Source organism: Oleiphilus sp. HI0086 (assembly GCF_001635225.1).
Genome location: NZ_LWFZ01001190.1, coordinates 1 through 837, shown reverse-complemented (window position 1 = coordinate 837; position 837 = coordinate 1). Strand labels below are relative to the sequence as shown.

The window sequence follows — 837 nt, the reverse complement described above, 5'->3', positions numbered from 1 at the left end:
AACTTAACTTAAACGGCCCTGCAGTCAACATTCAGACNGCCTGCTCGACATCTCTGGTAGCGGTGTGCCAGGCTGTTGAAGCTCTCCGCTCTGGCGAATGCGAGGTCGCCATTGCTGGAGCCGCTTCTCTCTCCTTCCCGCAAGAACAACCTCATATCCCCGAAGAAGGAAGTATCAAGTCTCATGACGGTCATACGCGCCCCTTCGATCGCGAGGCAAACGGCACTGTGTTTAGTGATGGTGGCGGTTTGGTCGTTCTAAAACGACTCGATTACGCTATCGAAGACGAAGATAGAGTAACAGCCGTTATCAAAGGTGTAGCAGTCAACAATGATGGCGCTCAAAAAGGCAGCTTTTCAGCCCCAAGCGAAGAGGGTCAGAAAAACGTTATTCTGGCAGCACAACAAGATGCTGGACTCACTGCAGATAAGATAGGGTACATAGAAGCTCACGGAACCGCTACCCCCATTGGTGACCCTATCGAAGTATCGGCCCTGAAAGCAGTCTTTGAACAAAACTCTAAAATACCTGAAGCTCAGTGCCTACTAGGATCCGTCAAAAGCAACCTGGGGCATTTAACTGCAGCAGCCGGTGTCACGGGCTTAATAAAGTCTGCACTATCTGTATCGAAAGGACAGATTCCGGCCAGTATTAATTTCACATCACCAAACCCTGACTTAAGGCTAGAGTCTTCACCGTTTTCTGTCGCTACAACCACCGCTACTTGGAAACAGGAAATTGGCCAGCGATATGCAGGTATCAGCTCATTTGGCATAGGAGGCACCAATGCTCATGTGATTATCTCTGGGTATGACGCTGAGCCGGCAACTGCTTCTG

Annotated in this window: 1 protein-coding gene; it reads left to right on the top strand. The window is 49.9% G+C overall.

Going from position 1 to position 837, the window contains the following annotated elements; genetic code table 11:
• On the top strand, window positions 1-837 hold an 837-nt coding region (locus A3756_RS20730), incomplete at both ends, for a beta-ketoacyl synthase N-terminal-like domain-containing protein (protein WP_197481434.1).